Annotated in this window: 1 protein-coding gene; it reads left to right on the top strand. The window is 53.3% G+C overall.

Translation table 11 applies throughout. The features are described from left to right. The coding region (locus tag H8L32_RS28510) for a hypothetical protein (RefSeq protein WP_186951026.1) at positions 1-261 on the top strand (261 nt) is incomplete at both ends.

The raw sequence follows: 261 nt of genomic DNA, 5'->3' as shown, positions 1-261 counted from the left end.
CCATCGGCGACTTCAACGGCATCAAAAACATCGGTAACATCGAACTGACCAACGACACAGCAGTCACCCAAGTGTCCCAGATCCAGTTGAATGACACCATCGTTGATGCCCTGGTTGACAGCTACCAAGCTGCTAACACCACCACCCACATCGAACGTCTGACCATCCGTGCGATCGACAACGTCAACGTTGCCAACGCAACAGTTGGTGTTTCCATCGATGCTGGTGCACTGACAGCGCAATCTGCACTGGACGTGACAC

It is taken from the genome of Undibacterium hunanense, assembly GCF_014284335.1.
GTDB lineage: Bacteria > Pseudomonadota > Gammaproteobacteria > Burkholderiales > Burkholderiaceae_D > Undibacterium > Undibacterium hunanense.
The sequence above is the reverse complement of the archived record's forward strand: the minus strand, read 5'-3'. Positions and strand labels throughout refer to the sequence as shown.